The sequence below is a fragment of the Sodalis sp. RH15 genome (assembly GCF_047324255.1).
GTDB lineage: Bacteria > Pseudomonadota > Gammaproteobacteria > Enterobacterales > Enterobacteriaceae > Acerihabitans > Acerihabitans ligni.
On the sequence record NZ_CP178738.1, the window covers coordinates 2,841,203 to 2,855,004 of the forward strand.

Consider the following 13,802-nt stretch of genomic DNA (forward strand, 5'->3'; position numbering starts at 1 on the left):
TCATGGCATTTCTCAAAGCATTCTTTTTCGATATCTATCCCTATATCGCCGGCGCGGTATTCCTCATCGGCAGCTGGATTCGCTATGACTACGGGCAATATAGCTGGCGGGCCGGATCGAGCCAGATACTGGACAAAAAGGGGATGCGCCTGGCGTCCAACCTGTTTCATATCGGTATCCTCGGCATCTTCTTCGGCCATTTGTTCGGCCTGCTGACGCCCCACTGGGTCTATGAGCCCTTTTTGTCCGTGGCGCTGAAACAAAAGCTGGCCATGGGGGCCGGGGGGATTTGCGGGCTGCTGACCCTGGCGGGGGGCGGGCTGCTGTTAAAACGCCGATTGTTGAATCCGCGCGTGCGGGCCAATTCCAGCTTTGGGGATATCATGATCCTCACCCTGCTGGTGGTACAGGTCTGCCTCGGCCTGCTGACCATTCCGTTTTCCGCCCGGCACCCGGACGGCAGCGAAATGATGAAGCTGGTGGGCTGGGCGCAGGCGGTGGTGACTTTCCATACCGGCGCCTCGGCGCACCTTGCCGGCGTGGCGTTTATCTACCGCCTGCACCTGGTGCTGGGCATGACGCTGTTTCTGCTGTTTCCGTTCTGCCGGCTGGTGCATATCTGGAGCGCGCCGGTGGAGTACCTGACCCGGCGTTACCAACTGGTGCGCAACCGGCACTAAGAAAAGCGTGTTTCGTTGAGGATGCCTACAATGACAGGAAAGCGGATTTTGCGAGAGAAGCTCACCCTTTACAAAATGATTGAGCTCTATGCGCGCCGCAGCCCGGAAGCCTTGCCCGATCCCTTTCATTATCAGGCACTGTATGAATACGCCGCTAAACGCCTCGATTGCTGTGTCTTCGGCGAAGAAAAACCGGCCTGTAAACACTGTCCCGTTCACTGCTATCCCTTCGCCAAGCGGGAAGAAATAAAGCAAATCATGCGCTGGGCCGGTCCCCGGATGTTATGGCGTCATCCGCTATTGGCCTTGCGACATTTGCTGGATGGCAAACGTCCTGTTCCGCCATTACCGGAAAAATACCGGAGTAAAAAATGACCATATCATGCAAACGGGTCTACGATCGCGTTGAAAAAGACGATGGTTATCGGGTGCTGGTGGACCGCATGTGGCCGCGGGGATTAAAAAAAACCGACCTGGCCTATGACGAATGGTGCCGGGATGTGGCGCCGTCCAGCGGCTTAAGAACAGCCTTTCATAGCTCATCGTTAAATTTTGATGAATTTGGCACAGCCTACCGCCGGGAGCTTGGGACGAACCAACTTGCCTGGACCCCGTTACTCGATCGCGCCGGGCATGGGAACGTCACGCTGCTGTATGCCTCCCGCGACAGGGAGCGTAACCATGCGCGGGTGCTGGCGGCGTTTCTTCTTGAGCAACTGCCGGTATAAGGTCTACCAACAAGGGATTATGGTGAATTGCTATAAGATGCATTTATAATGCATCTTAAATTTACCTAGTCTATGAGGTGTTATTATGCAATATCGTGACCAGTCGCTAGGTTCACTGGCAATCTCTATCCCCCGTGCCACCAGACTCTTTCGCCAGTACGATCTGGACTTCTGCTGCGGTGGCAAACAGACCCTGCTGTGGGCCGTCGAAAAAAACCATCTGGATATCCAAAAGGTAGAAGCCCAATTGACGGCGTTAACGCAGGAATCCGACGTTCCCCAAGGCTGGCAGGACAGCCCTTTGGGAGAGCTGATTGGCCATATACTGGTACGTTATCACCAGCGTCATAGGGAACAGCTGCCGGAACTGATTCTGATGGCGGAGAAAGTAGAACGGGTGCATCAGAGCAAACCCTCATGCCCGCGTGGATTAGCCGCGCAATTGACCGTTATTAGCCATGATTTAAATAATCATATGGAAAAGGAAGAGCAGGTTTTGTTTCCCATGATTAAACAAGGTATGGGATCCAGAGTGGCCGGGCCGATTGCGATGATGGAACTTGAACATGATGACGCCGGGCGCCAGCTGGATCTCGTCAGGCAACTGATCGACAACGGCACCCCACCGGCCATGGCCTGCACAACCTGGCGCGCCCTCTATGCCGGCATCAATTCGTTCACCGATGATTTCATGGAACATATTCATTTGGAAAATAACCTGCTGTTTCCCCGGGCGCTGAGGGGAGAATAGGCAACGGCCTGATTTTCTGTGACTTGATGGTGCCCGATAACCGGCGCCGGTGTCGGGCTTGGCGCAGGAAGAGTGGCTGAAATAAGGGTTTTGCCAAACGGCAATAAGAAAAAGGGGGGCACCGACAATCGCCATTCCCCCCGCCGCCGGGCTCAATCGCCAATGCGATCTGGACTTGTCCTTATTGGTGCGATGAGACGAAAATGCACTGGCCTAGTGCAGCCAAGGCCCGCTTATCGTGCAGGGTACCGTCCGGGTTACATGGATTTTTCACTGCCGATCTGTCAGCGAAAAAATTAAATTCAGTCAAATTTGAATCAAATAAATCACCCCATTTAACCTCCTGGCTCATTATTTCTCCTGATGTTACTCCTGGTAGTCCGCCCTCCGGCCGCATCGCTAATGAATCAATTGAATCATAATGAATCATTATTGGCATATCCGTTGCAATTATGATTGGGACGAATCAAAAAACGGATAACCCTATGGATCAGCTTGCTCTGTGTCAGGCCATTAAAGCGCAATACGAATCCTTGCCGAAACAGGTGCGGCAGGCGGCCAGTTTTGTCCTTGATCATCCGCAGGAAGTGGCGGTGATGTCCATGCGCGAGCAGGCCCGTCTGGCGGGTATCCCTCCGTCCACCATGACCCGGCTGGCGAAACGCATCGGTTTGTCGGGTTATGACGATATCCGGGACATTTTTATCAACGCCGTGCGTACCAAAGGTCATGAATATGGTTCTCGGGTGCCGGCGCTGGTGGAAATGAAACAAAAGGTGGGAGAAAGCTCCCTGCTGCTGGATCTGGCCAACACCACCACCGGCCATATCCAGCAGCTGTGCCGGCCCGATAACCTGGCGGCCATCGTGCGGGCCGCCAAAACGCTGTCGTCGGCGCGGGATATCTACTGTCTGGGGCTGCGATCGTCGTTCCCGGTGGCGTTTCATTTCTGCCATGTGGCCGCCTATTTCCAGCATAACGTCCATTTGGTGGAAGGGGCGGGGGAGAGCGGCATCATGTCCCTGATGAGCAATATGGGTCCCAGGGACGCCCTGCTGGTGTGCAGCCTGTCGCCTTATGCGCGCCGCTCCGTGGCCCTGACCCGCTATCTGTCCCAGCAGAAAGTCAAAATCGTCGCCATCAGCGACAACGCCAGCTCGCCGGTGGCGCGGCTGGCCGGCGAGACGATCCTGGTGAAAAAACAGACCACGTCCTTTTTCGATACGCTGACACCGGCTTTCCTGGTGAGCGAACTGCTGGTGGCCCTGATGGCCGCCACCGCTAAGGTGGATGTGCGCGCCTCGGTGAGCGATACCGAGGAAAAATTATGGGCTATGGGCGAGTGGTGGAGCACCGAGTGATACCTCCTTGACCGGCCCAACCCCCAGCGTGATGAAATTTTTATAGGAAAACAACATGAGTGAATACAAACCGGAACTGACCACCGCGCCAAAGCACGGCCACAAGAGCCTGCTGTACTCCGAAGTCGTCAGTGATTTAAACAGCCTCGACTCGGTGGATATCGCGGTGCTGGGCATACCTTACGGTTCGCCTTATTCCATTGACGACGTCACCTGCGATCAGACCAATGCCCCCACCGCGGTGCGCCAGGCCTCCGATCGCGCGGTGCGCAGCATAGAACGCTACGATTTTGATATCGGCGGCCCGCTGATGGACAACCAGCCGATCCGCATGGTGGATTGCGGCGATATCGTCGGCGATGCGCGCGCATTGGGCGGGCATTATGCCGCCGCCGAAGCGGTGATACGCAAAATCCTCTCCCTCGGCGGTTTGCCGCTGGTGATCGGCGGCGACCACGGCGTGCCGATTCCGGTGCTGCGGGCCATGGACAGCATGGGTCCCATTACCCTGATTCAAATCGATGCCCATCTGGATTGGCGGCAGGAAGTCAACGGCGTGACCGACGGCCTGTCCAGCCCTATCCGCCGGGCGTCGGAAATGGAACATATCGGCGATATTTTCCAAATCGGCCTGCGGGCCAATGGCTCGGCCCGCCAGGAGGAAGTGGACGCCGCGCTGGCTTACGGTTCGCACCTGATTACCGCCGATGAACTGCATGATGTCGGGGCCGAGGCGATTTTAAGCCGCATCCCCGACGGCGGTAACTACTACCTGACTTTGGATGCCGACGGCATTGATCCCACCATTATGCCCGCCGTCGCCGGCCCGGCTCTTGGGGGCGTCACCTATTCCGAGGCGCGTAAAATCATTCAGGGCCTGGTGAAAAAAGGCCGGGTGGTCGGCATGGATATCGTCGAAATCACCCCGAAAAAAGATCTTAACGGCATTACCGCTATCACCGCCTGCCGGTTTTTTGTCAACCTGATCGGTACCGCGGTTCGGGCCGGATACTTTAAAAAATAGCGCGGCGCGTCCTGCGCCGGGACAGGCCGGGACAGCTGCGGAAACAGTGTTATGCCTTGCGCCGGTCAGGCAAGGGGGCCTTCAGGCCGCCCTGCCTTCCACACCCTATCTTAACCTTTGACTATTCAGGATTTGCATAATGAAAAGACGTTTTGCGATATCAATACTGGTGGGCACGCTGGCCGCTTTTTCCATGATGACGGCCAACGCCGCCAATCTGCTCGATACCATCGTCAGCCAGAAAACCCTGCGGGTGGCGGTGCCGGTGGATTATCCGCCCTATGGCTATGTGGGCGGCGATATGGTGCCGCAGGGGCTGGATATCGATGTGGCCAACCTGATTGGCGAGAAGCTCGGGGCAAAGGTGACCCTGGTGCCGGTGACCGCGCCGAACCGGGTACCCTATCTGCAAACCAGTAAAGCGGACATGACCATTTCGTCGCTGGGCAAAACCGCCGAACGCGCCAAGGTCATTGATTACAGTATCGCCTATGCGCCGTTTTTTGATGCGGTCTTCGGCGGCGCCAAGACTCCCGCCAAGAGCTATGCGGAACTGGCGGGTAAAACCGTTTCCGTGACCCGCGGATCGATGCAGGACGAAGAGCTGACCCGTCTGGCGCCCAATGCCGAGGTGAAGCGGTTCGAGGATAACAACAGCACCATCTCGGCGTTTCTCTCCGGCCAAACCCAGCTGACGGCCATCGGTACCACGGTAGCCGCCGCCATGCAGCAAAAACACCCGGGGCTGGATTTGCAGCTGAAAGTGATTTTGTCCAATTCCCCCTGCTATGTGGGTATGCCCAAAGGCCAGCCGGAACTGGTGAATAAAGTCAACGAGATCCTGCGCGCCGCCAAGGCGGACGGGACACTGGACAAGATTTCCCAGAAATGGCTGGGCGCGCCGGCCGGCGACCTGCCGGAATAAATGACAGGACCTGATGAGATGACGACGACAAGCGGTACCCTAACCCTGGCGCACTGGCTGACGGCGCTGACGCCTGCGGACGTGCCGGGCGCGGTAGGCCGGGTGGCCACCCGCTGCCTGATGGATACGCTGGGGGTCATGCTGGCGGGTTCGGCCACCGCCGTCGCCGGGCGGGCTCGCCGGGTCATCGCGGTGAATGCCGCCGCGGGCGGCGCCGCGGTGGCGGGGGACGCTCTGCTGGTGAGCGCGCCGGCGGCGGCTTTTGCCAACGGCGTAGCCGCCCACGCCCTGGATTTTGACGATAACTGCTACGCCGGGTTTGTGCATGGTTCGGCGGTGATCGTGCCTGCGGCGTTAGCCGTCGCGCAGACACGCCGCGCCGGCGGCCCGGCAATGCTCACCGCCCTGGCGGCGGGAGCGGAATGCCAGTACCGGGTCGGTATGGCGTTGGGCCGCCCCCTTTACGATCGCGGCTGGTGGACCACCGGCGTGCTGGGGGTGATTGGCGCCTGCGCCGCGGCCGCAAAACTCATGGCGCTGGACGCTGAAACCACCGCCCGCGCCCTGGGGCTGGCCATTGCCGGCACCGGCGGCATGAAAAGCGTGTTCGGCAGCGATGCCAAGCCGCTGCTGGCGGGCCGTGCCGCCGAGGCCGGCGTGACGGCGGCGCTGCTGGCGGAGCAGGGCGCGGGGGGGCCCCTCGATGTCCTGGAGAATGCCTACGGCCTGGCGGCGCTGTGTAACGACGGGCGGCTTGACGGCGGCTGGCTCACTCCGCCGGGGGACGACTGGTGTTTGTTATCGCCGGGTGTGGACGTCAAGCGCATCCCGGTATGCCTGTCGTCCCATGCGGCGGTGGACGGGGTGCTGAAGCTGGCGGCGGACCACGGCATAGCATGGCCGCAGTTAGCCGGCATCGTCTGTGATGTGCCGCCGGTGGTGGCGGCCAATCTTATTTATTCCCATCCCCGCAGCGGACAGCAGGGGCAGTTCAGTTTGCCTTTTGCCGTGGCGGCTTCCCTGCTGTACGGCGAACTGACACTCGAGCATCTGGACGATGCGCTGATGGCGGATAAGACGCTGACGGCCTTAATGGAACGGGTAAGCATGATAACCGGCCCGCGCTGGGACGATCCCGCCTTGCTCACCGTCGCGCCGGAAGGGGCCGAGGTTACGCTCAGTCTGCATGACGGCAAGACCTTCAGCTGTTTTATTCCCAAGGCCACCGGCAGCGCCGATTACCCATTGAGCGATAAGGCGCTGGAAAACAAATTCCTGCGCTGTGCGGGCAGGGTCATGGAACCGGCGGCGGCAAATCGGCTGGCCGGGACGCTGTGGGGGCTGCCGGCGTTGGACGATGTGAATGCCCTTTCGGGAATGATACAAATACCCAAGGAGCCCGGGCGATGATATTTGATTTTTCCTCGGTACTGCAGCAGTGGCCGCTGCTGCTCAAGGGGACCCTGATCACCCTGGCGATGACGCTGGTGTCCACGGTGCTCGGCCTGATTCTCGGCATCGCCTGCGGCTGGGCGAGGGCCCACGGCAGTGCCTGGCTGCGCCATCTGACGGGATGTTACATCGAGCTGGTGCGAAATACGCCTTATATCGTGCAGCTCTTTTTTATCTACTTCGGCTTGCCGGCGCTGGGCCTGCATTTATCCGCCATCACCGCCAGCATTTTGTCGCTGATCCTCAACCTGGCGGCCTATGCGGGGGAGATCACCCGCGCCGGTATCGACGCCACGCCCCGCAGTCAGGTGGAAGCGGCGCAGAGTCTGGCGATGAACCGCTGGCAGATATTCTCCCGGGTGGTGCTGCCGCCGTCGCTGTCCAGGGTCTGGCCGGCACTGATAAGCCAGGTGATTATCATTATGCTCGGGTCAGCGGTATGCAGCCAGATTTCCACCGAGGAGCTGTCGTTCAGCGCCAATCTCATCGCCAGCCGCTCATTCCGCAATTTTGAATCATTTATTATCGCGGCGGTGATTTATCTGGCGATGGCGGTGTTTGTACGCCAGTTCCTCGGCTGGATAGGGCCGCGGTTTATTTTCGGACCGGCAGCGAGGAAACGGCCATGAGCGATTTCACCCTATGGGATATTTTTCGCAATCTGCTGCTGGCGCTGCGCTGGACCGTGGGATTGTCCGCCATTGCATTTGTGGGCGGCGGTATCGTCGGCGCCCTCTTGCTGATTATGCGCCTGTCGCACCGAAGATGGCTGCAATGGCTGGTGATCCTGTATGTAAATCTGTTCCAGGGCACGCCACTGCTGATGCAGTTGTTTCTCACCTATTTCGGCCTGGCGCTGTTCGGCATCAATACCACACCGCTGTTTGCCGCCAGCATTTGCCTGACGCTCTATGCCAGCGCGTACCTGACGGATATCTGGCGCGGCAGCGTGGAGAGCATACCCCGCCAGCAGTGGGAAGCGTCCGCCAGTCTCGCGCTCTCTTTCGGCGAGCAGCTGCGCTATGTCATTTTGCCCCAGTCGTTCCGGCTGGCCCTGGCGCCCACGGTGGGTTTCCTGGTGCAGGCCATCAAAGCCACCGCCCTGGCGTCGGTTATCGGCTTCGTGGAGCTGACGCGCTCGGGGCAAATCATTTCCAATGCCACGTTTTCACCTTTCCTGGTCTACGGCAGCGTGGCGCTGCTCTATTTTGTGCTGTGCTTCCCCCTCTCCTGGTGGAGCCGGCATTTGGAAAAACAGTTAACCCGTGGAGCCAACCGGCATGAGTGAACTTTCGACGGATAAACCTTTCGCGGTGGTGGATATCCAGGGCCTGCACAAGCGCTTTGGCGATAACGAAGTGCTCAAGGGCATTGATTTGCAGATTAAACGCCAGGAGGTGGTATGCATCCTGGGCAAAAGCGGCTCGGGCAAAAGCACGCTGCTGCGCTGCATTAACGGCCTGGAAAGCTTTGAAGAAGGGACGCTGACCGTGGACGGGCAGGCCATCAAACAGCATGACCCGGCCGCCATGCGTGATTTGCGCCAGAACGTCGGCATGATTTTTCAAAGCTTTAATCTTTTCCCGCATCTGACGGTGGGCAGAAATATCATGCTGGCCCCGTCGCTGGTGAAAAAAATGCCGAAGGAAGTGGCGGAGCGCGCGGCCCGGACGTTATTGAAACGCGTCGGACTGGAAGAAAAATTCGACACCTGGCCGGATAATCTCTCAGGGGGCCAGCAGCAGCGCGTGGCTATCGCCCGGGCCCTGGCCATGACGCCGGAGGTGCTGCTGTGCGATGAAATCACCTCCGCTCTGGACCCGGAACTGGTGGGGGAGGTCCTGCAGGTTATCGAGGCCCTGGCGGCGGAGGGAATGACCATCATCATGGTGACCCATGAGATGAATTTCGCCCGCAAGGTCAGCGACCGCATCGTATTTATGCATCAAGGCAAAGTCCACGAGGTGGGCACGCCAGCGGAGATTTTCGACAATCCGCAAACCCCGGAGCTGAAGCAATTTCTGGCCTGATGGCCCGGTTGCCGGCAAACGTACCAACATGAAATTTGGAGAAACAAACATGGTCCATACCCGTATTCGCCCGTTCAATACTAAGCAAACCTATCCGGAACAGAAGCTGGATAACGATTTATGCCAGGCGGTGGTGGCGGGGAATATGATTTTCCTGCGCGGCCAGATAGGCCAGGACCTCGATACCCGCGAATCGGTGGGCATCGGCGACGTGGCGGCGCAAACCGAACAGGCGATGTACAACATCAATATGCTGTTGGAAGAAGCCGGCAGCAAGCTGGAAGACATCTGCAAAATCACCGTGTATCTCACCGATGTACGCTATCGTGAAACGGTCTACAACATCATGGGACGCTGGTTAAAGGGCGTTTTTCCGGTCTCCACCGGGTTGATGATAAGCCACCTGGCCCGCCCGGAGTGGTGGGTGGAAATCGACGTGATCGCCGTTAAACCTTAAGGAGCATGCCAATGGGCACCGCGATTGAACTGTTATCGGCGCTGGTGGCTTTTCCGACGCTGAGCCGCCGGTCGAATCTTGAGCTAATTGATTTCGTAGAATCCTACCTGGCGGATTACGGTATCGGCGCCCGCAGAGTCTACAGCGAGGATGGCAGCCGGGCTAACCTTTACGCTACCATCGGACCCGCAGATCGGGGCGGCATCTGCCTGTCGGGACATTCAGACGTGGTGCCTGCGGACGGCCAGCCGTGGAGCAGCGATCCCTTTACGCTGCTGCGGCGCGGCGATCGGCTGTACGGCCGGGGCAGCGCCGATATGAAAGGTTATCTGGCGTGCGTATTGGCCATGGTGCCCCGTTTTATCGAGGCCACCCGCGCCGCCGATGCCCGGCCGGTGCATATCGCCATCAGCTATGATGAAGAGATCGGCTGCGTCGGGGTGCGGGGGCTGCTGGATGAGCTGGCCCTGGACGGGGCCCGTCCCACCGGCTGCATTATCGGCGAACCGACCCTGATGCGAATCGCCACGGCCCATAAAGGCAAAAGCGCCTGGCATTGCCGGGTGCGGGGGCAGGCGGCCCATTCCTCGCAAAATCATTTGGGGGTGAATGCCATCGAATACGCGGCGGAGCTGATGCTGTTTTTGCGCAGCCAAGGCCGCGACTGGCGACATGATTGCCGGGACAACCGCTACGACCCGCCCTGGTCGACGGTGCAGGTGGGCACCGTTCGCGGCGGCAGCGCGGTGAATATCGTGCCGGATAGCTGCGAATTCGACTTCGAGATCCGCCCGCTGCCAGGCACCCGGCATCACCTGCTGGCGGAAGCCTTGGGGGCGTATGCCAAACGGCTATTGCCGGAAATGCGCACGGTGTCGGCGGCGGCGGATATCCTGCTGGAGCGGCGGGCGGAGTATCCCGGCCTGTTGGACGACGGTTCCCTGGATGCGCTTAAACACAGCTGCGCCGGCGCGCTGGGACAAGAGGGTTTTGACTCGCTGAGCTTTGGCACCGAGGCAGGATTGTTCCAGCAGGCGGGCATTCCCACCGTGGTATGCGGGCCGGGCTCCATCAACCAGGCCCACAAAGCCGACGAATATGTGGATATCGAACAGTTGGAACAGTGCCGCCGGTTTCTGGGGAAAATCGTTGCTTGTTGAGCAGGGATAAGAGAAGTAAATCGCCGCTTTCCTCTATCATTAAGTCGGACCCGTATCTTAATAGGGGACTGACTTTTCGTGACGGCATAAGGCTAATCATATAAATGATAGGATTAAAAACTGCAATTTTTTATAAGAAAAATGGGGCAAAATATTAACATGTTTATCTTATGAATTCTTATAGATATTGACGTTTTATTCAGCCAGGAAAATAAAGTGAAAATGATTTCTTTTACCGCCAGCGCTCTCGCTAGGGAGCAGACGATGCAATCACCAGAATGCCATAATTCTGAGTGGCCGTCATGGTTATTAGGATTACTGCAAGTTGCTAATACATCATTAAATAGACAAAACCAAGTCAGCCACGATAATGGCTTTTTTAATCCGCCATACGAGTCAATGCTCTCTCGCTGTTTGGCTGGTGCGGGGGTAGCCAACCCTGAAACTCAGTATTGTCCCGTGGCAATCTTTGGTACGTCTGACGAAGCAAATAAACTGTGGGACTTATGTGAAACCGTACTCCAAATGAAAAGGATAGCTTGTGTTAGTGATTATAATAAGGCAGTCGGTATAGAATATTCAGGCTGCTTTCAAAATGACCAGGACGATTACGAAGAAACAGCGTTTATGTTTTTTCTGAAAAATATTCTTATAGTTAATGAATTTGGTAAAGATCCTAAAATTACCGGCCAGGTTCCATTCGTCCATGCTGCAAAAGTCGGTTCTTCATCTTTTGATATTGACAAGGAACATGTACTTTGGAAAAGGTACCTCTATGATAACAAGCAAAAACTTGATCCTTTGCTGCGCGTCCAAAAATTATTGGCAATAAATCCCACCGAAAAACACGCAGACCTTCTCAAACAATTTATTGTTAAAAACACATTTTCAGACGCCGACGTTGAAAAGCTTGCTGACAATTTGCTCGCCTTGATCAATCGCTTCAATTGCACAACCAGCAGCGAGATTAAACATGCTTTGAGTGATTATAAAGAGTCGAAGGGTGAACCTTTTTTGAGTGGGCCCGATTATATAGACCTTGCTAACTTCTATCAGAATCATTTTTTCAGAAATACCAGCAAACTGGGCCTGGCGTTTTTTGCCGGCCGTGGATATGATATTAATTTTGCGTGGAATGTGGGTGATAATACCTTGGTTGATCTGAAGGTAGTTCAGGATAAGCCTTGGAAAAGAGGGGAGCGTCGATTAGATGAAGAGCCAGAATGGATTACTGCATCGGAGATGCGTTCCGTCTTGAAAAATATAAACGGCCTTTTCAACGATAAAGTTTTCAAAACTGGGTTTTTCAAAAATTCGATGATGATTTCCAAATCCTTGACATCCAATGCGTGGCAAGGTTTTTTTTATGATGACAAAGTGAGTAATCAAAAGCGTCCGCCATCAGAGGTTGAAAACTAAGGAAATAAAAAGAATCTGAAAACAATATACCTATCAGCCAATGGATCCCGGCCCTGTTGGATTGCGCGGTTAAATGCCTTCCTTGACAAGGGTGCCGTCCATGATTGCTTGGAGAGGATGTAAACATTCAAAATTAAACTACCACTTCGCATTCTGATATCAGAATCTGGCGGCAATATGCTTTGCTTGATTTAAAAAATAGATGTAAAACTAGGCAGAGCTGATACAGAAACTGCATAACAACATGACATGTTTATTGTTGGGTAAAACCGGTTGTTTGCATCTGCTTATGCTTTACATGAAGCATGTTTAAAAACACCAGTAAACTGGTTTTGTGTTTTGGGTCAGCGGAAAAAAATTCGAAGCACGGTGAGCGGCGTTAAAATTTTATGAATTTTTTAGTATCAATGTATTACTCGATATCATATTGTGATTTTACCTTTTAAGGGGACAACGTTAATTTGTGCAGATAAAAACTAATCGCAATGCATGTACATAATGTTATTGATTAATCTGGTTCAATATAGCTAAAAAAACTAAAGGGAATTAAATGAATACATATCCTATAAGCATCCACGGTCCCACTGTCGACCGGTCAACGGGATCATTGGAAAGCAATTGGCCCGGAGGGGGGGCATCTCTTCCAAGTTTGCTAAGCGTTTCCAACACGCCCTTAGACGTATTAGCAAGTAAAGAAAGACATACCGATCAAGGTCTTGTCAGTATACCGTCGGCTAAGTCGGTGCTCTCAAGCCTGGCCATAGGCCGGAAGAATGTTACTGTAAAACAGCAAAATTGTCCCGTGGTAACGTACGGTATTTGTGACGAAATACGAGTTTTAGACAAAATTTCAAAAGACCTGTTGAAGATCAATTGGTCGACGGCTGTGTGTCAATATAACGAAGCAATAGGTTTGCATTATGAGTTGTCCGATCAAAACTGCACTGACTATAGCAGCGAAGCATTTTTTAATCTATTTCTGAATAATCTCATGAAGATAGAGGAATATGGCACAAACTCCGCCATTATCGGCCTGCCTTCGCTCGCTGACATACCCCTTGCGGATAGGTCAACTTTTGTTGATAGTTACGAACTTAATCTCTGGAAAAAATATTTATTTGAACACAAAGAAAAACTTGATCCGGTACTTCGCTTAAAAAGACTCATGACTATGAATGCTACCATAGAACGCGAAGTAATCTTGAATCAGTTCATTGTGAAAAATACTATGGCAAACATAGATAACGAAAAACTGGCTTGTGTTTTTATGGATTTCATTGATCGCTTCAATTGCACAACTCACTTAGAAATAAAGCATGCATTAAACGATTATAAAAAGTTGAATGGCGTGTCTTTTTTTTCAGAGTCTGATTATGTGGGGCTTGCTGAATTGTTTGGGAATCATTTTGCCAGAAATACCAGCAAGCTGGGTCTGGGATTTTTTGCCCTTCGTGGCTTTGATATTAATTTTTCATGGAATGTGAACAAGGATACCTTGGTTGATCTTAATGTTATTCAGGATAAGCCTTGGAAAAGAGGGGAGCGTCGTTTTGATGGGGGACAAGAATGGATTACAGCATCGGAAATACGTTGCGTCCTGCGAAATACAAGCGGTATTTTCAACGGTAAAGTTTTCAAGACGGGGATTTTCAAAGATGCGATTATAATTTCCAACTCCCTGACATCTAATGCGTGGCAAGGTTTTTTTTATTATGACAGCGTGATCAAATGAGCCCGCCAACTTGATTCCTTAATAAAGGCGCGCTCGTGCCGATATTTACCGGCTGCGGTTACTCTCATCCATTATCGGCGTTG

General features: G+C 54.5%; 15 protein-coding genes. All 15 read left to right on the forward strand.

The window, feature by feature from the left end; all coding sequences use genetic code 11:
* Positions 1 to 2 precede the first annotated feature (2 nt).
* The 15 genes from narI (at position 3) to ACL2XO_RS13140 (ending at position 13,719) form a co-directional block, all read left to right on the forward strand.
* Positions 3 to 680 (forward strand): respiratory nitrate reductase subunit gamma, encoded by a 678-nt coding sequence (gene narI / locus ACL2XO_RS13070; protein ID WP_413742898.1) that lies wholly within the window; start codon positions 3 to 5, stop codon positions 678 to 680.
* Between the two features lie 30 nt (positions 681 to 710).
* Positions 711 to 1,055, forward strand: coding sequence for a nitrous oxide-stimulated promoter family protein (locus ACL2XO_RS13075; protein WP_413724228.1), 345 nt, complete (start codon positions 711 to 713; stop codon positions 1,053 to 1,055).
* Positions 1,052 to 1,408 (forward strand): DUF488 domain-containing protein, encoded by a 357-nt coding sequence (locus ACL2XO_RS13080; RefSeq protein ID WP_413742899.1) that lies wholly within the window; start codon positions 1,052 to 1,054, stop codon positions 1,406 to 1,408. The genes ACL2XO_RS13075 and ACL2XO_RS13080 overlap by 4 nt, the downstream gene beginning before the upstream one ends.
* 85 nt (positions 1,409 to 1,493) lie before the next feature.
* The gene (gene ytfE / locus ACL2XO_RS13085) at positions 1,494 to 2,159 is read left to right on the forward strand and encodes an iron-sulfur cluster repair protein YtfE (RefSeq protein WP_413742900.1); all 666 of its coding nucleotides are present in this window, start codon (positions 1,494 to 1,496) and stop codon (positions 2,157 to 2,159) included.
* Positions 2,160 to 2,644: 485 nt separating this feature from the next.
* A complete protein-coding gene (locus ACL2XO_RS13090) occupies positions 2,645 to 3,520 on the forward strand; it encodes a MurR/RpiR family transcriptional regulator (RefSeq protein WP_132921920.1) in 876 nt (291 codons plus the stop codon).
* A gap of 55 nt (positions 3,521 to 3,575) precedes the next feature.
* The gene (locus ACL2XO_RS13095; protein ID WP_413742901.1) at positions 3,576 to 4,544 is read left to right on the forward strand and encodes an agmatinase; all 969 of its coding nucleotides are present in this window, start codon (positions 3,576 to 3,578) and stop codon (positions 4,542 to 4,544) included.
* A 139-nt stretch (positions 4,545 to 4,683) separates the two neighbouring features.
* Positions 4,684 to 5,469, forward strand: a complete 786-nt coding sequence (locus ACL2XO_RS13100) for a transporter substrate-binding domain-containing protein (RefSeq protein ID WP_413742902.1) — start codon at positions 4,684 to 4,686, stop codon at positions 5,467 to 5,469.
* Positions 5,470 to 5,487: 18 nt separating this feature from the next.
* Positions 5,488 to 6,879, forward strand: a complete 1,392-nt coding sequence (locus ACL2XO_RS13105) for an MmgE/PrpD family protein (protein ID WP_413724234.1) — start codon at positions 5,488 to 5,490, stop codon at positions 6,877 to 6,879.
* A complete protein-coding gene (locus ACL2XO_RS13110; protein ID WP_132921917.1) occupies positions 6,876 to 7,550 on the forward strand; it encodes an amino acid ABC transporter permease in 675 nt (224 codons plus the stop codon). Before ACL2XO_RS13105 ends, ACL2XO_RS13110 begins: the two co-directional genes overlap by 4 nt.
* Entirely contained in the window at positions 7,547 to 8,209 is a 663-nt protein-coding gene (locus ACL2XO_RS13115; RefSeq protein WP_203521712.1) for an amino acid ABC transporter permease, read from the forward strand. The genes ACL2XO_RS13110 and ACL2XO_RS13115 overlap by 4 nt, the downstream gene beginning before the upstream one ends.
* The gene (locus tag ACL2XO_RS13120; protein WP_413724236.1) at positions 8,202 to 8,951 is read left to right on the forward strand and encodes an amino acid ABC transporter ATP-binding protein; all 750 of its coding nucleotides are present in this window, start codon (positions 8,202 to 8,204) and stop codon (positions 8,949 to 8,951) included. Before ACL2XO_RS13115 ends, ACL2XO_RS13120 begins: the two co-directional genes overlap by 8 nt.
* Positions 8,952 to 9,000: 49 nt before the next feature.
* Positions 9,001 to 9,408: a RidA family protein gene (locus tag ACL2XO_RS13125; RefSeq protein ID WP_165934117.1), complete on the forward strand. Its 408-nt coding sequence runs from the start codon at positions 9,001 to 9,003 to the stop codon at positions 9,406 to 9,408.
* Between the two features lie 11 nt (positions 9,409 to 9,419).
* Positions 9,420 to 10,568 carry an acetylornithine deacetylase gene (gene argE, locus ACL2XO_RS13130; RefSeq protein ID WP_413742903.1) on the forward strand — a complete coding sequence of 383 codons (1,149 nt, stop codon included), beginning with the start codon at positions 9,420 to 9,422 and terminating at the stop codon, positions 10,566 to 10,568.
* Positions 10,569 to 10,784: 216 nt separating this feature from the next.
* Entirely contained in the window at positions 10,785 to 11,987 is a 1,203-nt protein-coding gene (locus tag ACL2XO_RS13135) for a hypothetical protein (protein ID WP_413742904.1), read from the forward strand.
* Between the two features lie 550 nt (positions 11,988 to 12,537).
* Positions 12,538 to 13,719 carry a hypothetical protein gene (locus tag ACL2XO_RS13140; protein ID WP_413742905.1) on the forward strand — a complete coding sequence of 394 codons (1,182 nt, stop codon included), beginning with the start codon at positions 12,538 to 12,540 and terminating at the stop codon, positions 13,717 to 13,719.
* The last annotated feature ends 83 nt before the right edge of the window (positions 13,720 to 13,802 follow it).